Source organism: Campylobacter geochelonis (assembly GCF_013201685.1).
Taxonomy (GTDB): domain Bacteria; phylum Campylobacterota; class Campylobacteria; order Campylobacterales; family Campylobacteraceae; genus Campylobacter_B; species Campylobacter_B geochelonis.
On sequence record NZ_CP053844.1, the window covers coordinates 1,153,989 to 1,173,571 of the forward strand.

The 19,583-nt window shown below is 33.3% G+C and carries 11 protein-coding genes; 7 read left to right on the forward strand and 4 right to left on the reverse strand.

Annotated features, from left to right (window positions below; all coding sequences use genetic code 11):
- Window positions 1-6 precede the first annotated feature (6 nt).
- A complete protein-coding gene (locus CGEO_RS05355; RefSeq protein WP_075540610.1) occupies window positions 7-1,503 on the forward strand; it encodes a suppressor of fused domain protein in 1,497 nt (498 codons plus the stop codon).
- 762 nt (window positions 1,504-2,265) lie between these two features.
- Here CGEO_RS05355 and CGEO_RS05360 read toward each other — a convergent pair.
- A complete protein-coding gene (locus tag CGEO_RS05360; RefSeq protein WP_075495418.1) occupies window positions 2,266-3,615 on the reverse strand; it encodes a multiheme c-type cytochrome in 1,350 nt (449 codons plus the stop codon).
- Window positions 3,616-3,624: 9 nt separating this feature from the next.
- Window positions 3,625-4,176: a cytochrome c3 family protein gene (locus tag CGEO_RS05365; RefSeq protein ID WP_075495416.1), complete on the reverse strand. Its 552-nt coding sequence runs from the start codon at window positions 4,174-4,176 to the stop codon at window positions 3,625-3,627.
- A gap of 679 nt (window positions 4,177-4,855) precedes the next feature.
- On the opposite strand from CGEO_RS05365, the gene CGEO_RS05370 reads away from it, so the two are divergent.
- Together CGEO_RS05370 and CGEO_RS05375 are read left to right on the forward strand one after the other, a co-directional pair.
- Window positions 4,856-5,392 carry a hypothetical protein gene (locus CGEO_RS05370; RefSeq protein ID WP_172658095.1) on the forward strand — a complete coding sequence of 179 codons (537 nt, stop codon included), beginning with the start codon at window positions 4,856-4,858 and terminating at the stop codon, window positions 5,390-5,392.
- Window positions 5,393-5,572: 180 nt separating this feature from the next.
- Entirely contained in the window at window positions 5,573-5,788 is a 216-nt protein-coding gene (locus tag CGEO_RS05375; RefSeq protein WP_172658096.1) for a hypothetical protein, read from the forward strand.
- Window positions 5,789-6,271: 483 nt separating this feature from the next.
- Here CGEO_RS05375 and fumC read toward each other — a convergent pair whose 3' ends face one another.
- Both fumC and CGEO_RS05385 read right to left on the reverse strand, forming a co-directional pair.
- Window positions 6,272-7,651: a class II fumarate hydratase gene (fumC, locus tag CGEO_RS05380; protein WP_075540614.1), complete on the reverse strand. Its 1,380-nt coding sequence runs from the start codon at window positions 7,649-7,651 to the stop codon at window positions 6,272-6,274.
- A gap of 754 nt (window positions 7,652-8,405) precedes the next feature.
- Window positions 8,406-10,445: an ATP-dependent helicase gene (locus CGEO_RS05385; protein ID WP_075540615.1), complete on the reverse strand. Its 2,040-nt coding sequence runs from the start codon at window positions 10,443-10,445 to the stop codon at window positions 8,406-8,408.
- Window positions 10,446-10,725: 280 nt separating this feature from the next.
- On the opposite strand from CGEO_RS05385, the gene CGEO_RS05390 reads away from it, so the two are divergent.
- The 4 genes from CGEO_RS05390 to CGEO_RS05405 all read left to right on the forward strand — a co-directional run bounded on the left by CGEO_RS05390 (window position 10,726) and on the right by CGEO_RS05405 (window position 19,544).
- Complete coding sequence (locus CGEO_RS05390) at window positions 10,726-11,994, forward strand: ankyrin repeat domain-containing protein (RefSeq protein ID WP_172658097.1); 1,269 nt, start codon at window positions 10,726-10,728, stop codon at window positions 11,992-11,994.
- Window positions 11,995-12,023: 29 nt separating this feature from the next.
- Window positions 12,024-12,185, forward strand: coding sequence for a hypothetical protein (locus CGEO_RS05395; RefSeq protein ID WP_165589862.1), 162 nt, complete (start codon window positions 12,024-12,026; stop codon window positions 12,183-12,185).
- Window positions 12,186-12,292: 107 nt separating this feature from the next.
- Window positions 12,293-14,365: a penicillin-binding protein 1C gene (gene pbpC, locus CGEO_RS05400; protein ID WP_254062599.1), complete on the forward strand. Its 2,073-nt coding sequence runs from the start codon at window positions 12,293-12,295 to the stop codon at window positions 14,363-14,365.
- A gap of 40 nt (window positions 14,366-14,405) precedes the next feature.
- Window positions 14,406-19,544 carry an alpha-2-macroglobulin family protein gene (locus tag CGEO_RS05405; RefSeq protein ID WP_075540303.1) on the forward strand — a complete coding sequence of 1,713 codons (5,139 nt, stop codon included), beginning with the start codon at window positions 14,406-14,408 and terminating at the stop codon, window positions 19,542-19,544.
- The last annotated feature ends 39 nt before the right edge of the window (window positions 19,545-19,583 follow it).

A 19,583-nucleotide genomic window follows, 5' to 3' on the forward strand; every position in this document is an offset into this window, starting at 1 on the left:
GTTATCATGAACGATAAGTTGCTAGATAAAGTTACTCATCTGCACGAAGATGGCGAGCATGAGAAAATTTTAGAGTTGCTTGAAAATGAGCCAAGTGAGTATGAGCGAGATGGACTTTATGCAAGAGCACTAAATAATCTTGAGCGTTTTAATGAAGCCAAAGAACTACTTTTAAAACACGCCAAAAATGGAGAAAATGACTGTGTTTGGCACTATCGCATAGGTTATAGCTACTACTGGCTCAATGAATATGAAAATTTTATAAACCATTTTGAGCGTTACAAAGAGCTAAATTCCACAATGATGAGTTTAGATGAAACTGCAATGCTAGGCTATGGATATTTACAAGCTCAAAATCCACAAAAAGCTATAGAAATTTTGCTATCTTATCCAGATGAACAAAACTCATTTTGGAACACAAACATAGCGCGCTCTTATGCATATCTTGAAAAATACAAAGAAGCGCTTCCTTATGCGCTAAAAGCTTATGATATAGTTTGTAGTGAGTATAAAGATAATACGCTAGAGGCTACTCCAGAAGCGATTATGGTATCATTTTTGTATACCGAGCTTGAAGAATTTCAAAAAGATATAGAGTTTATCAAATCAATCCCATACGAACAAAGCCATGCGTTAAATAACGCTCTAGCCTACTCTTACGCGCGTTTAAATAGATATGAAGAAGCATTGCCTTATAGCTTAAAAGCTATAGAGTTGGCAAATCAAGAATGCGAGTTTGAAGATGAGAAGTTTTATGCTAGTGGAGCTGTGATTATATACTCAAATTTAAACGAGCAGCAAAAAGCTGATGAGCTTAGAGAGAAATATGGCTTAACCGAGGAGTTATGGTTATATACGCAAGAAGAGATTGATTGTATTGATCATCATATAGAAAAAACTATAGGCGTTTACGAAGATGTCTTTCACGAGATGGTTTCAGACGCGCTTCATATAGATATTTGCATAGCCAAACCAACGCCACAACGCGATTTTTACACACTTGTAACTATGGGTATGGGTGCAAGAAAGATGGATATCCCCGATGAGTTTAAAGAGTATGAGTTAGAAAGAGCCGAGCTGATGATATGTTTGCCGAAAAACTGGAATATCTCAAGCGATGATGAGAGATACTACTGGGCTACGCGTTGGCTTAAAATTCTAGCTCGTTTACCATATACTGATGATACTTGGCTATGCGATGGGCATACTATACCAACTGGTGAGCCTTTGGCTGGGACAAGTTTTGAGTGCATTTTACTTGAAAAACCATACACTTTTAAAGGCGCTGATGTGTGCGAACTACCAAATGGCGAAAAGGTCAAATTCTACCAGCTTTTGCCACTTTATAAAGAGGAGATGGAGTATAAGTTAGAAAATGGCGTTGAGGAGCTAATCGAGCTTTTTGATGATGATTTTAGCGATGTTGTAAACGTAAAACGCAAAAATTACTGCGAACCAAACAAAGCCATAACTAAATTTATGCAAAATTTTAAGAAAAAGTAAGCTAAATTTTTAGCTCTTTAATTGTTTAAGGAGCTAAATTTAGCACTGAATTTTGTTAGATAGTGAGTTTTTAATCTGTTAAATTTAGTAAAAAAGTTTTAAAATACTCCTATAAAAGTGTAATTTATAAGAGATTTTTATCTTTGTTTTACGATAGAAAGTATAAATTAAATCAAAATAAAAACTTGAAATATTTCGTTTATAAAAATAAATAAAATATGCAAATGTTAAATCCAAACGCATTTTGCTAAAACTAGCCATTAGAAATTTACAATGCCACATTTATGATTTTATCATCACTTGTTATCAGCTTGCAGCGCTTCTTTTATAAGCCTTACTGTTGTGTTTTATAAAGACATAAATTTGTCTTTATTTGTTTTAATCATTAAAAAATTTCTACCACGTTTTTGCAAAAAACTTAAAAGTAGCAAATTTAAAAAAATGATTAGGCTTTCTTTAAGCAAAGCTGATTATTTATATCTATTTTGGGCTGCTAGTTTTATAGTTACTACCACTAAAACTAGTATTTTTAAAAAATTTCGATGTTTAGAAAAGCTAATAATGCAAAATTTTTTTTACTTTTTATATAAACTTAAACAAGGCGGTATAAGTTAAATTCCAAAGTAGATTTAGCAAAAAAAATGTTATTTAAAACAGGTAAAAATTTAGTCAAAAAGCATATAAATTTAAAAGTCATTATAAAATTTAAAAGCTTAATTTAGAAGCTATAAGCCCCACATTACGCAGGGCTTATAAGATAAGTTATTCTATTTTACCGCTTTTTATACGAGCGTCATAGATATCTTTTAGTTTTCTAATATCTTGTTGAACTTCAAAAACTCCATGCCAATGAGCATAGTCTGGTCCGCCCATTAACGCGCCCATTCTCATACGACGACCCTCATGGTGCCACAAGTGATAGTAAATTCTTTGGAACTCATCTGACCACTCATCAGCCTTTAAAAGCCCTTTAGCTTTTAAATCATCAAGCATCGCTTTAGCCTCGCTATGATAGTTGTTATATAGCTCAACGTGCATATCGCCACTTATAAAGAACGAATCGGTTGATTTAGTTGAGTGACAAGACTTGCACACTTGTTTCATCTCTGCTCTTGCAGCTTCTGGGCCTGCTGGGTTGCCTGCTAAGACATTTCCAGCTGTTAGTTTTCCATCTTTTGCGTAGTCAAACGCAGCAGTTTCAAACCCGCCAGTCCTTTGTTTACTGTGTGGAGCCCATAAATTCCATTTTAAACGAACGCTAACATTGTGAGTGGTATTTAAGTCATTTACTCCACTCATATGGCAAGTCGCGCAAGTTGGAGCTCTAAAGTCTGGAACATCCCATGTATCTGGAGCACTATCCCATTTCCATTTATTACCTTCTGTGTTGAAAATTTTACCATGCATTGAGTTGTTAAAAATCTCAATATTTGGATGATCAGGTCCAAGGTGACAAGAGGCGCAAGCAGATGGTTTTCTAGCCTCGACTATATCAAATGTATGGCTTGAGTGGCAAGACTTACAGCTACCAACACTGCCATCTGGATAGGCATTTCCTATACCATAGTTTGGCCAGCCTTTTCCTGGGATTGGGTAACCAGCTTTATCAAGTTTGATTTCTAAACCATGACATTGAACACAACCAGTCGCTGCTGGAGAGTCTTTTAAGTCTGGATGATCTCTTCCCTCATAGTGATACATTAGCTCTAGCATACCCTTTTTAGCAAACATTTGAACGCCACCTCTTGCGTGTCCGCTTTGTTGAAACTCTTCAACCTCTTTAGCGTGGCATTTAGAACAGGTTTTTGGACTAACTAAAATGCTTACGTGATTTCCACTATCTTTTGGATGCTCTTTTTGTATAGCCATCGGGCTATCAGCAGGAACTGCGTGGCAGTCCATACAGCTTACGCTAGCGTGAGCGTGACGAGAGCTTTTCCAGTCAGCCACAATGCCCGGAGTCTTTTCGGCGTGACACTCTATGCACTTTTTAGCTAGTGGGCTTAAATTTCTATCAACCTTTATAACCTTGGTAAGATTGACATTTCCAACGCCATCAGCAAACGCCATGGCGGTGATACAGGTTAATGCTAAAATAATTTTCTTAAGCATATTTTCTCCTTACTTTGTAGTATTTAAATCACCAAATTTATCTCTAAGGTGAAAACCGAGATTTTTGTGCCCTACATGCTCATGACATTCGACACAAGTTTTGTCTATGTTTTTGGCAAAATAGTCGCGATGAGCCAAAAATGCCTTCATGTTATCTGCGATAACGTTTTTAACATCACCATGACAGTGCATACATCCACTATCATAAACATATCTTTTAGACTCTTTTCTTCTAGCCTCCCAGTCGAATTTCTCTGGATGACCAAACAGCATAATTGCACCCTCAACTACGCCATTAACAGCCTTTTGATATGTATATTTGACTATGTTGTCATGTGGCAAGTGGCAAGATACACACTCTGCTTTAAACCCTACTTTATTATTTCCTCCATGAATGTCGTTTTTATACGCATCACGCATAGGCTCCATAATATGACAGGCTACGCAGAATTTATCATCACCAGTCACATACATAAATTGTGCTATACCAAGAGCAAACACAAGACCCACTATGCCACCTATAATAAAAATAGCGATAGTAAAAAGTTTTGTTTTTCTCAACTCAACCCCTTTTCCATAGAAAATTTCTTTTCTAAAAATGTAAGTCTCAATTCTATTCCTTTTTTGATAAAACGTAGCTAAAATTTAGCCTAAAACTAAATATTTATTAAATATATTAAACAAAAATAAATATTTAATTATATTTAATCTTTTATCTGTTAATATTTTATAATATTTAAATTTATTATTATTTTATATATATTAAAAAGTAAGCGTTATAAAAACTTGCTAGTGTATAAAATTTTGATTTTAGATAAAACTTGGATTTAGTTGAATTTAATTAATTTTTTATGATTTGTGGATGGCTTTAGCTTTTTATTTTTTAGGTTTGGAATTTGTATAAAAATAAATAGCTTAGCTCAAGTGTATTGCGTGTATTTTTTATTTTCAGGTTGAAACTTTTATAGTGAAAAAATAATTTATTAAGCTGGTTACTTAAATTTAACACGGAAATAAATTTAACTTTAATCATAGTATGAAAAACAATAACTATTTTAACGAATAAATTTCTTACGAGAATTTTAAAAATTTTAAATGGAAATTTGTATAAGAAAGTTTGATTGAATTATGAGTAAATTCAAAATTTGGTATAAAATTAAATTTAACACTAAAATCAAAAACTATTATGTTTTTCATCTTTAATCAAAAAAATTATAGCTTTTATAAATTTTGGCGTGGCTTGCGTGGCTTTCGTGGCTTGCGTGGCTTGCGTGGCTTTCGTGGCTTGCGTGGCTTTCGTGGCTTTCGTGGCTTTCGTGGCTTTCGTGGCTTTCGTGGCTTTCGTGGCTTTCGTGGCTTTCGTGGCTTTCGTGGCTTTCGTGGCTTTCGTGGCTTTCGTGGCTTTCGTGGCTTTCGTGGCTTTCGTGGCTTTCGTGGCTTTCGTGGCTTTCGTGGCTTTCGTGGCTTTCGTGGCTTTCGTGGCTTTCGTGGCTTTCGTGGCTTTCGTGGCTTTCGTGGCTTTCGTGGCTTTCGTGGCTTTCGTGGCTTTCGTGGCTTTCGTGGCTTTCGTGGCTTTCGTGGCTTTCGTGGCTTTCGTGGCTTTCGTGGCTTTCGTGGCTTTCGTGGCTTTCGTGGCTTTCGTGGCTTTCGTGGCTTTCGTGGCTTTCGTGGCTTTCGTGGCTTTCGTGGCTTTCGTGGCTTTCGTGGCTTTCGTGGCTTTCGTGGCTTTCGTGGCTTTCGTGGCTTTCGTGGCTTTCGTGGCTTTCGTGGCTTTTAAAAATTTTTAGGTGGAAACTTATTTAAGAAAAAAAGAATTTATTAAGCTGTTTAATTAAATTTAACTTTAATCATAGTATGAACAACAATAACTATTTTAACAACTTAATTTTTTTTGTGAGAATTTAAAAAATTTTAAACGATTTTATTTATATTTTTCATAAAATTTGAGTTGTTTGAGTTGTTTGAGTTGTTTGAGTTGTTTGAGTTGTTTGAGTTGTTTGAGTTGTTTGAGTTGTTTGAGTTGTTTGAGTTGTTTGAGTTGTTTGAGTTGTTTGAGTTGTTTGAGTTGTTTGAGTTGTTTGAGTTGTTTGAGTTGTTTGAGTTGTTTGAGTTGTTTGAGTTGTTTGAGTTGTTTGAGTTGTTTGAGTTGTTTGAGTTGTTTGCAAAAATTTAATGTATAAAATTAAATTTGGTTTAACATCAAAGCTAAAAAAATATTATATTTTTCATATTTAATCAAAAATAATTTCTGGCGTGGCTGGCGTGACTTTTAAAAATTTTTAGATGGAAACTTATATAAGAAAAAAGAGTTTATTGAACTGTTTAATTAATTTTAATACAAAATAAAATACGGCTCAAATTAAAGTAGAAAAATATCGATTCTTTTAATAGTAAATCAAAAAATCGCTTTAGCAGTTTTATAAAATTTTTGATGTGGCTTGCGTGGCTTTTAAAAATTTTTAGACAAAACTTATAAAAATTTAGTTCTAATTGCTCTAAATTTCTTATAAATTCATACAAAAAGCTTTTAAAAATTTATTTGATAAAATTTAAAGCAATCCCCACGCACTTGCATTTACAAACTCATATAAACGAGTCGCGTGAGGATAAAAGGCTTAAACTCGCCTTAAGCAAACCGCCTAAAGTAACGCTAAATTTATATCATATTTTTTGGAACTACAAATTTATCAAAGTCCTTAGCGCTTAAAAGCCCTAGTTTTAGCGCCGCTTCTTTAAGACTTGAGCCATCTTTATGCGCTGTTTTTGCAACCTTTGCTGCATTTTCGTAGCCGATATGCGGATTTAGCGCAGTTACTAACATCAACGAATTATGCAAGTTATGCTCAATCTTTTCTAAATTTGGCGTAATCCCATCAACGCAGTGGAATTTAAAGCTATCCATACAATCGCTTAGCAGCCTGACTGATTGCAAAAAGTTATAGATAATGACTGGCTTAAACACGTTTAGTTCGAAGTTTCCTTGACTAGCGCCAAATGCAATCGTCGTATCATTACCAAAGATTTGAGCGACCACCATAGTAACGGCTTCTGCTTGAGTTGGATTTACTTTGCCAGGCATTATCGAACTTCCAGGCTCATTTTCTGGTAAATTTATCTCACCAAGCCCACATCGCGGACCACTCGCTAGCCATCTTATATCATTTGCTATCTTCATTAAATTTCCAGCCAAAGCCTTAAGCGCTCCACTTGCAAAGACAAGCGCGTCATGGCTTGTAAGTCCGTGAAATTTATTTGGCGAACTGATAAAGTGCTCATTTGTTAGTTTACTAAGCTCGTCTGAGACTCTTTTTCCGATTTCAGGATGTGCGTTTAGCCCAGTTCCTACGGCAGTTCCGCCGATTGTTAGCTCCCTTAAATGCTTTAAACTTAGCTTAATTTGCTCACTTGAATGCTCAAGCATATATCGATATCCGCTAAACTCTTGTCCAAGCGTCAAGGGAGTGGCATCTTGTAGGTGCGTTCGCCCTATTTTGATGATATCTTTAAACTCATTTTCTTTTGCTTCTAGGCTATTTTTAAGCTTTTCTAAATTTGGAAGCAGAGAATTTGTTATCTGCAAAACCGCGACTATATGCATAGCCGTTGGAAAAGTATCATTTGAGCTTTGGCTCATATTTACATCATCGTTTGGGTGAATTAGCCTTTTTTCTCTAAAATCCCCACCCAAAATCTCAGTAGCGCGGTTTGCGATAACTTCGTTTAGGTTCATATTTGTCTGTGTTCCACTTCCGGTTTGCCATATAGCTAGTGGAAACTCATCTTTAAATTTGCCATCCATTATCTCATCGCAAGCTTGTATAATGGCGTTTGCTTTATGACTATCTAGCTTGCCTAAGTCGTGATTTACCTTTGCTAATGCACGTTTTAAAAGCGCAAATGCTTTTATCAACTCATCTGGCATTTTTTCAGTGCCGATTTTAAAATTCTCAAAACTTCTTTGAGTTTGAGCTGCCCAGTAATGGCTGTTTGGGACTTTGACTTCGCCCATAGTATCTTTTTCAACACGGTAATCCATCGCTTTTTCCTTTATGAAAATTTTATTTAAATTTAGCATTTTTGTATAAATTTTCTATTAATTTATGATAAATATTATCAAATTCATAAATTTAAACAAAAGTCTATATAAAATAAATTTTTAATGATAAATTCGCTCAAATTCACCACTCATTTTTACGCACAAAAAGTCTAAAAAGCGTATAAATTGAGCGTAAATTAAATTTAACAGATACTGCTCGAAAATTTAGCATAGTATCGCTAAAATGACATTTTACTTTTAGATGTTAAAAATAAAATCCAGTGGTTTTATAAACTGATTTATAAATTTGGTTTTAAATAAGAATTTCTGTAGAAAGTGGCTAAATTTGATGAAAAATTCTACCTTTTTTACGCTTTGATAAGATTTTCCAAAAAAAGATATTTTAAATACGTAGTAGAGATGGTGTGAAATTTAGCTTTTACACTACGTTAAAGAGCTTTGTTGCTTTTTGATAACAAACAATCTTTTTATAATTGCGATTTTACAAAGATAATCTTTTATTTAAAACCAAAATAATTTTAGCAAAAACGCATTTTTGCGACATTTTGCGAAAAATCCACGCCTAACTTAATCAAATTTTAGTTTCAAAAAGCAAAATAACAAAGCGATTTTACGAGTAAATTTAGAAATTTCTAGCCATTTGCTTTATAAATTTATCTTATTTAAACTAGCTTTAAAAACAGGCTAAAATTTATATAAACTGCACTAAAATTTATCTAAAACCGCCTATTTTCTATCCTTTTATCATACCAGCTTCGATTAAAAACTGGCTTGGCTGATACGATACTTTTCTGATTTTATCATACTTTGCATAGCTTAAAATCAACTCATCTTTTGCCCTTGTAACTGCGACATAAAAGAGCCGTCGCTCCTCTTCTAAGCTTCCGCCCATACCCATTAGTTTTAGATTTGGAAAGCGGTTTTGCGCTAAGTCTACTACAAAAACTAGCTTAAACTCAAGCCCCTTGCTTGCGTGAATACTTAGTAAATTCACACCTTCGCCTTCGCTAAGCTCGTTTGCTCCTAAGGTTATAAAGTTATAAAAACTATTTATATCTTTATAGTTTCTTGACATCTGGATTAAAATTTCTAGCTTTTGATAAATTCTGTTTTTAGCCTCATCTTTTATAGCCAAATCCACCTTGCCATTTTTTAGCGTCGCCCTTTTTGTCGCAAGAGTATCGGCTATCATATCATATGCTTTTGAGCTAATGCTAGATTTGATAATCGAAGTTAAATTTGTCATATGCGTTATCTTTATAAGAAATTTATATATTTCATACAGCATAGTCGCACCATCACTACTTAGCTTTTGATATTTTAGAACTGGATGAGCTAAAAACTCATCATTAAATCCAAGATTTGAAAACCTAGAAACATCGCCGATGTTATCAAACTCATCAAAAAGCCCAAGCTGATAGTTTTTCTTCTTGCTTTCAAAGACTTTTACGCTAAAATCAGGAGCTAAAAATCCCCTAACCAAATCCCCATGCCCAAGCGCACTTAAAGCATCGTAAATCTCCTTACTCGCCGCACTTCCAACGCCTTTTGCATACTCGCAAATTTGCATAAATGCCATTATATCTTTTGGGTTTATAAAAATTCCGATTAAATTTATAAGCGCTTTGATTTCTTTACTTTCAAAAAAACTCATCCCACCTTTTCTTTTTGCTGCGATTCCTTGCTCTCTTAAGCTTGCTTCTAAGCCATCAGCGCTTGAGTTGTTGCGAAAGATTATGGCGATTTCCTCTTTTTTGACATTTGAGGTTTTTATTAAATTTGATATATTTACATACTGAGCAAAAAGTTCATCAAACACAAGCAATTTTGGTGCCTTAAAGCTTCCATCGCGACTTACAATCAAGTTTTTTGGATAGAGGCGTGGGTTGTTTGATATGACCTTGTTTGCAAGCGCAAGAATACTACTGCTTGAGCGGTAATTTATGTTAAGCGCGTAAATTTTAGCATCTTGATATCTGTCTTTAAAACTGCCGATTATCTCGATATTTGCGCCATTAAACGCATAAATACTTTGATCAAAGTCACCAACACAAAAAAGGCTTTTTGTATTAAACGCATCGATTAGGCTTCCTTGAAGCGAATTTGTATCTTGATACTCATCGACTAAAATTTCATCAAAACTAAGTGGAGCGCCCTTTACAAGCTCTTTTTTCATATTTAAAAGCAAATCATTAAAATCCACATAGCCAAATTTTGCCTTCTCTTCTTCAAATTCCTTTAAAACATCTTCATAAATTTCAGCATAAACTGCTTGTTCTTCGTAGTTTTTACAAAACCAGCTATAAAAATCGCTATCTTTTTTGCCCCCACCCTCTTTGTTTTGAAAAAGCGAGTAAACATCGTATAAATAGACTCCGCCATATGGTTTAACCTCGCTAATATGGTTAAATTTACGCCTTTCAACCAAGGATTTTAAAAGCGTTTTTAAATCATTTGGCTGTTTTAAAATAACATTTTTTTCTAGCTTTTTAAGTAGAGCATAAGATACGGCGTGAAAAGTTCCAGATGTGATTTGCGTGGTGATTTTTTTATCAAAATACCGCTCAAGCCTGCTTACCATCTCACTTGCTGCCTTGTTTGTAAAGGTTAAAAGCAAGATTTTTTTAGGGCTTGTGCCTGAGTTTAAAAGGTGTGCTATGCGCGCGACTATAGTTGAAGTCTTTCCAGTTCCTGCACTTGCTATGATAAGGTTTCGCCCCAGTGGAGCGGTTGCTGCGAGGTATTGTTCGGTGTTTAGTTTTGATAGTGGCATATTTTCTCCAAAAGCGTTATTGTATCAAAATGAGATAAAAATAAAATTATTTTCTAGCTCTTGATTATTTGCGTTGGCGTAGAAAATCATAGTAAATTTGTTATAAAAAGTGTTTTAGAGAAAAAATTTAGCTCTTTTTTACTCGTGTAAACGATAACCAAAAACATCACGCAATAATAAAAATTTAAAGTATGCTTAATGCTCGTTTAAGTAGAATTACAAGGTAAATTTCTATATAAAAACAGGTATAAAACATAACTTTATAAAATAAGGACTAAATTTGAACCAAACATCTAAAAATTTTATCATAACCATAGCTGTTATATTTATAACTATACTTGCATATCTTTATAAAACCAACCAACTACCAAATTTAACCAACCAAACCTCTCACTTCACAATCACTTCAGACACAAACGTTTCTGCTATACCAGGACTTAGTAAGTATGTAACTCAAGAAGAGGTTGATGAGTTTGGGTTTAGCTATTCTGATATCCATTGTGATAAGGAGACAAATTCCACTCTTATACCACTAAGAAATGCACTACAAGAAAAAGACACTTATAAAGTTATAAACTTTTTAAAAGAGCATAATCTAAGTGCGGATATTAAAATGGTAGATGGAAAGACTCCTATAATGTATAGCTCTTTTTATAATGATTTAAATACAACAATGGAATTATATAAAATAGGAGCAAACCTACATATTAAAGATAGATATAAACTAAATGCTCTAGCATATGCTATAAGCATAAACTCTGCGAACACAGTTAAATTTCTACTTGATAATAATGTAACTATGCAAGAAACCCCAGTGGTTCAAATGTATGGTGCAGGAGTAGCTAGTTTCTATAGACAGATAGATAAGATTATTATAAATAACTATGATATGCAGATAGGTTATGAAACAGGAATAACTCTGTTTAAGTGCGGAGAAGGTAGATATGGTGATGGTTTAAATCCTTTTTTATACATAGTTTATTCAAATTTATATGACACAGCAAAAGTTGTTTTAGAAAGTGGATATAAGCCAACTGAATGCAGTTGGGGTTCTAATAAATACGCAGTTGATTGCTATAAAAAGATAACAGAATATGACAACTACGAACCTATGCTAGAACTTATGCTTAAATACAACGTCCCTGGACAACCTACAAAAGAGCAGCTAAAAGAGGCGTATGATGAGTGTTATGAAGATAGAGCTTGGTTTTTAAACGGAGATTATGATGATTATATATACAATGCAACAAGACTTAATAAAATTATGGAAAAAGAAGGAATGAAAATAAAACAACCAATCTCTAAAATAGAGTATGATAGTAATAAAGCAAGAACCTTAAGGTATTATAATAAACACTGTACTGATAAAAACGGAACTTTTAAAGATACAAAAGCATATATAGACTATGCAAACGAAAGCGCAAAGGAATATGCAGTATCTAGATTTTTACGAATAAACAAGAATAACCCATCTAAGGTGATTTACCTTGATAAAAACTCAAGTAAGTCTAACTCAAATTTAACAGATAAAAATAAAAATAAAAACTAAAAATAAATAAATTCAAAAAGGAGTACCATATGTCAAACTTTAGCCGTTTAGACTATATAAAAGATAAAGTTCAAAAATACAGTGCAAACATAGCTGGTATAGTTAAAAACTACAACGACCCTGTTGGACTTGCAAAAGAATTAACTGATTTGTTTAAAAACGCAATAAAAATAGAAAATCGCCTAATATAATTTATATGAAATTTCGCACTAAATTTTGCATTTTTTTGGCGTTTTTGCCAGCTTTTTTCTTTGTTATTTTTTTGATTTTAGATAGTTTTTATCCGCTAAATTTACATATGTTAGAAAAGCAAGAGTCAAAAATTCTAAAAGATAAAAATGAGCAAATTATCGCTATGCAAATCTCAGATGATGAAATTTGGAGATTTTATGTAAACTCAAACCAAATTCCAAATATGCTAAAACAAAGCACCATTTTTTTTGAAGATAGATACTTTTATCGCCATTTTGGTGTAAATCCAGCTTCGATTTTACGCGCATTTTGGCATAACTTAACTAGCAAAAACCGAGTAGGCGCTTCAACGATAACTATGCAAGTAGCAAGAATGATGAACCCAAAAGAGCGAACCTACACAAACAAAATAGTAGAAATTTTTAACGCATTCCAGCTAGAATGGCACTTTAGCAAGGATGAAATTTTAACGATGTATTTTAACCTTGCTCCATATGGCGGAAACATAGAAGGCGTTAAGGCGGCTTCATTTTTTTACTTTCACAAAGACCTACCTCATCTAAGTATCGCTCAAATGGCACTTCTTAGCACAATCCCAAAAAACCCAAACCAAAACCGCCTTGATCGCCACTCAAACGTAAACTCACTTAAAAACAGCCTTGTTGGCAAGCTTTATCAAGGTGGAATCATAGATAAAAGTAGCTATAAAAGGGCAAAAGAGCAAAAATTTAGCCCAAAAAGATACGCTTATATAAATCAAGCTCAAATTTATAGTGATATAGCGTTTAAAAATGGCTTAAAAACATCAAATTTAAACCTAAATTTACAAAACGCGTTGCTTAATTTTTTAAAAAAAGAGATGAAAACTCTAAAAAACAAAAAGGTAGAAAACGCAAGCGCAGTTATGATAGATAATCAAAAAATGCAAGTCATAGCCTATATCAGCAGCCACAACCAAAATGCTAAAAACGGACAAAATGATGGAGTAAAATCGCTTAAAAATGTCGGCTCAACACTAAAGCCATTTATCTACTCATTAGCCCTTGATAATGGGCTGATAACCCCACAAAAAGAGCTGATCGATACTGAAATTTATCTTAGCGAATACATTCCTAAAAACTATAATAAAGGCTTTGTCGGTATCATAAGCGCAAGCGATGCTTTGGGCTTTTCTTTAAATATTCCAGCTGTAAAACTTAACAACATTTTAGCAAAAGACTCCTTGTATGAGCTTTTAAAAAAAGCTGGTTTAACGCAGTTTGAAAAAGAGCATTATGGCGAGTCTATAGCGCTTGGCGGGATTTCGTTATCGCTTTTGGATTTAGCCCATCTTTATACGATATATGCAAACGGTGGCGCTTTAAAGCCACTTGAAGTTGCTGGAGATATCATAGATAAAAACGTCTCGCTTATAAGCCCACAAAGCGCGTATTTAACCGCTCAAATGCTTTTAAACGCGCCACGAGCATATCTAAACAGCGTTTGGAAAAACACACTTTATAAACCAAAGATTATGTTTAAAACTGGCACATCAGCAAACGCAATAGATCTTTATACAATCGGCATTAGTAAAAAATACACAATCGCAGTTTGGATGGGAAATTTCGATGGTAGCAAAACAGATGAGCTAAGTGGCGGAAGTAGCGCTGCAAAGGTGGTTTTTGATATGTTTGAATATCTTGAAAAAAGCGAGGGCGTAAGCGAGTTTAACCAGCCAACTGGCATAGAAAAAAGAAAAATTTGCGTTGATGCGTATGAGCTTAAAAACGAGTGTAAAAATTTGCAAACTGATTTTTTAATAGATAGCGTAAAGCTTAAAAACGACTGCGAATTTTATAGAAACGAGGAGCTTTTTTACCTGCTAGAAAGTGGCTATATCACTCAAGATGAGGTAAAAAATAGCAGATGTTTTTATAAATTTCAAGAGATTAAACCTCTTATTTCAAATTTAGATAAAACCATCATCAGTCTAAATGGCGCAAACTCACGACTTGGTATAAAATGCACCGCGATTTTAGGAGATGAAATTTATATTAAATTTAATAATGAAAATTTCAAAAAAGTTAAAAATGCAAAAACTATTTTTAAAAGCTTTGATATCGGCAAACACGAAGTTTTATGCCTAGATGAAAACTCAAATTTAAGCACTTTTGAATTTGAGGTTGTAAAATTTAGGTAAATATTTATATAATCATAAATATCACAAAAAAGGATATGATATGTTCAAAAAAATTCTCCTATCTATTTTTATATCGTTAAATGCCTTTGCATTCAGCGTTACAAGTCTTGGCGTAAATGATAATCAAACTCTTATTTTTAATGTAGAAAACAGCAACTTCGCAAGCAAAATTTCTCTTATCACTCACGATAGGATTATCACTTGCGATCCTGAAGTTAGTGGAGCTTTTGAGTATCTAAGCACAACGCAAATCGCCTTTTATCCAAACAAACCACTTTTTAAAGGCACAAACTATACATGCGGCAATGCAAATGGCAAAATTTCTTTTACAACCGAGCCTTTTGGTATAGAAAATATCCGCGCGTTAGATGATAAAAACTTTATGCTAAGCTTAAATGATACTGTAAATTTAGATGAACTAAAGCTGAAACTAAAGCTCTATACTAAAGAAAAACTTGCAAAAAACAGTGTAGCATTTAAAGTAAAAAGCCTAGATAGCAAAAACTTTCTTGTAACTTTAGATAAAACATATCCAAATTTATATCTTTTCTTGCCACAAAGTCTAAAATCAAAAGCAAATATAGCCTTAGATAAAGACTTTACGCAAGATATATCAAAACAAGGTGTATTTTTTAAAGACAACCCAAATGCTATAAGTTTAAATGATATAAAAGTCGTGCCCTACTCTTTTGATGATGGCGAGCTTGGTTTTAAAATAAGATTAAAAGAGTATATTTTAGCTAGTAAAAAATTTATCCAAATTCCAAATATAACAAATTTCTCACTTTCAAACATCAAGTATGTATATGATAAAAACGATCCAAATTTTTACTATGAATTTGATGTAAAAAGCCCGCAAATCAAGCCAAACACAGAGTATGAGATAAAAATTCTGCCTGGATTTGGCGATAACTATATGTTAAATAGAGAGTTAAAAAGTTTTGTTGTAAAAACAGGCGATTTAAAACCATTTGCTAAATTTAGCGATGAGTTGCCATATATCTCAAAAGGCTCAAGTATCGAGTTTAAAAGTGCAAATTTAAACTCAGTTAAAGTCGTAATCAACCAAATAAGCGAGCAAAACTATCGCTACTTTTTAAACTACAATACCGATATAACAAAGCTAACAACAGAGGTTGCAAGTAAAAACTTCACACTAGATAACAAACCAAATCAGATAACAGCACATCGCCTAAACTTCGATTTTACCGGCTTTAAAGATGGAGTTTATAACATCAGTATATTCTATAAAGATGATAAAAACAAAATCAAGCAGATATCAAAACAGGCTTATTTTAGCGATATTAGCGCTGTTTCAACGCTTGGCGATGGTGGAATTTTTGTATTTACAACTCGCCTTTCAACCGCAAAAGCGCTACCAAACACGCAAATTACAATATATAATGAAAATAATGAAATAATTGCTAACGGCTTTAGCGATAAATTGGGCGTTTATGAGTTAAAAAGTGATGATTTTTTAAGTAAAAAACCAAAGTCGATTTTTATAAAAAATGGTAGCGAAGAAAATTTCTTACTTTTAAATAAATCGGTAAATAACGATGCACTACTTAAAGAAAAATTAGATGATTATGAAGCGCTAACTTACTTGGCTAGCGATATCATTAGACCAAATGAGACGCTTGAGGGGATTGTTATCTTAAAAGATCACGCATTTAAGCCACTTAGCGACCTTCCAGTTAAAGTCAAAATTCTTGACCCACTTAATAAGGTGATAAAAAATTTATCACTAAAAACCGATAAATTTGGAAGCATTAAGATTCAAGAGTCTATGGGCGAACTTAGTGGAACTTACTTTATCGATGTTGAGTTTGCTAACAAACTTTTAGATAGAAAGAGTTTTAGTATAGAAAATTTTATCCCACAAAGGGTTAAAAATGAGATTTTAACGACAAAAGATGAGTTTTTAGAGTCCGAAAATATAAATTTAAGCCTAATTTCAACCTATCTTTTTGGCGCACCAGCTTCAAATTTATCAGGTTCGCTTACACTAAATTTAAGTGCAAAAGAGTTAAAGCTTAAAAACTACGAAAATTTTTCATTTATAAACTCCACCATAGATAGCAAAACCATACTTGATAGCAAGTATTTTGATATAGTTTTAAACAACGATGGCAAGAAGGACTTTATAATTAATTATAAAAAACAACTGCCAGTTTCAAACGCTATAAATGCTAGTTTAAATTTCTCCATCCTTGATAACACAAAAACCGTTAGCGAGTATAAAAACCTAACGATATATCCATATAAAACCTTAACCGCCATAGCAGCCGATAAGGACTTTGTTGATAGTGGCAAGAGTGTTAAATTTAGTGTTTTAAGCCTTGACTCACTTAGCAAAAAAAAGTTAAACCCAAAGCTTAACATATCTATCTACTCGCTTTCTTGGAACTACGTGCTTGATAGCCACTCATATAAAGAGCAAAAAGAGCTAAATTTACTAGACTCATTTGAGCTTGAAAAAGATAGCTTTGAGTATAAATTTAGCAGTGGTGGCGACTATGTTGTAGTTGCAAATGACTATCTAAGCGGCAGTAGTGCTAGTTTTGAAGTATATGTTAGTGGCTGGGGTGGATATGGCACAAAATCAGCAAAAGATATACAAAAAGCTACAATCACATTAGATAAAACTAGCTACAAAGCTGGCGATGAGGTTAAAGTAGATGTAAATTCTGCCATTAAACAAGGTGTTGCAATCATATCTTTAGTAGATAAAAAAGTTTTAGAGTATAAAATCATAAATTTTGATAACCACAAAGCTTTAGCATCGTTTTTTCTACCAAAAGAGTTTGAAAAAGGCTATGTAAATGCCACGATATTTCGCCAAGCAACTCCCCTTGCAACGCCACTTAGAACGTATGCTAACAAGGCTATAAAAGTAGATAAAAGCGCTCATCAGCTAAATTTAGAACTTACGCTCCCACAAAAAGTAAAAAATAACGAGCTTGCAAATATAAAGATAAAATCCCAACCAAACTCGCTAATAGCGCTATTTATAGTAGATGAAGGTGTGCTTAATATCATAAAACAAAAAGAGATTGACGCATTTAAATACTTCGATATCATCTTGCCTATAAGTGTTAAAAACTACGATATATTTGACTCATTAAGCACCTTTGTTAGCAAGGCAAAAGCGCTTAGCTTTGGCGGAGATGCTCTGTTTGCCGCCGCTAGAAAGAAAAACGAAAACCCAGTTAAAGCAAAAGATATAAAAACCTTTAAAATCAGTACATATCTAACCACAGATGAAAATGGCGAGGTAAGTTTCGAGTTTAAAACTCCAAATAACTTTAACTCCAAAGTACGAGTCACAGCCATATCTTTAAAAGATGATAAAATCAACTCAAAAAACAGCTATATTGATATCAAAGATGATATAGTTATAAAACCTGGCGTTGTGATTTATCTAAACAAAAACGATAAACTAAATTTACCAATCACACTTATAAACACAACCGATAGTAACAAAACGCTAAATTTAACAAGCCATTCAAGTGCAAATTTAACTCTTGATTTAAACCAGACAAGCGTTGTTTTACCAGCTAGACAAAGTGCTTTAGTAAATGCGGCTATTTTTGCAAAAGATATAGGAGAAGCTGACTTTAACTTGTCGGTAAATGATACTAAAGATAGCTACTTAAGCACTACAAATTTAGATATCATCAGCCCTTATCCTAGCTCAAAATACAGCAAAAACGCATTTTTAAAGGGCTTTGAAGACTTTAATATAAGCGATGAGAGTTATAAAACGCTTTATTTAAGCGCCTCTTCTACTCCTGATGTGATACTTAAAAATATCAGTAAAAAACTCATAGAGTATCCATATGGCTGCACAGAGCAAATCGCGTCAAGGCTTTTGGCGCTAGAAAATTTATACATGACAAACGATAAAGAGCAAAAAGAGGTTGATGAGATAGTTGAGCGTGGCGTTACAAGCTTGATTTTAAGACTAAAAGATAATGGAAGTTTTGGTTACTGGAGTAAATTTAGCGATACAAATATTTTCGCTTCAATCTATGCAAGTGACATTTTACTACAAATCGATAAAAGCAAAAAACTCATAGGCAACGCTTCAAAAGAGCTTATCTACTCATATCTTAAAATGCCTCATCAAGACCCATTTAACGCACTTTATGCAGCATATGTGCTAGGCCAAAACAAAGCTTTAGAAAAAGATAGAGCAAACTATCTTTTTGATAGTAAAGTTTATGAGTATAACTTAGTAACGCTTTATATGATGGCTGGGATTTTAGATGATTTAGGTCTTGAAAACGAGCTTAACATCGTGCAAAACAAAATTAACAAATACAACTTAAATTTAGCAAAATTTGATGGCTATAGCGCTAATTTTGACTCAACTACTAGAAATTTAGCCTTTGCTTTATATATCCACTCAAAGCACTTTAAGCCAAACAAATTTTCAAAAAAATTAGCAGAAATGATATCTAAAAATTTTGATTTGCTAAACAGCACGCAAAAAAATGCCTTTGTTTTAAGAGCTTTTGAGAGTTATTTTAAAGAAGACTTTGAAAAAGGCGAGTTTGAAATCACGCAAAATGGCGCTTTAACAAAGTATCAAAACAATCAAAATTTAAAGCTTAATTTAGAAAAAAACAAAAGCTTTAAACTAAGTTCAGACGATGGAATTTATTATAGTTTATTAAGTTTTGGAAACGAAAAACTACCTTTAAAACACGTTATGCCGGAGCTAAATGATAGGTATTTTAACTCCGCTAAAAGCATAAATATCTATAGAGAATTTGTTGATATAAATGGCAAAAAGGTAAATTTAAATGATTTAAAACTAAATCAAACAATTTTTTCAAAAGTGCAAATTTATTCTAACCAAAATTACATGCCAAATGTTTTGGTAAATGAGCAAATTAGCCCATGCTTTGAAGTGATAAATGAGCGAATTTATGGCGCTAAAAGAGGCAAACACACAACCGATACTATAACTTTTGAAAACCAAGATATAAAAGATGAAAGAGTTGTTAGCTTTTTAAACCCGCTAGATAAAGGTAAAATGCAGTTTTTTACTCCGTTAAAAGTCGTTATGAGTGGAACTTGCGTGCTTCCAGCGGTTAAGGTTGAGCTAATGCAAGATGAGGATTTATGGGATTATGACCTTGAGATGGAGAGTTTTAAGGTAGAAAAATAGAATTTATGATTTTATCAAACTAATTTTGATAAAATTAAA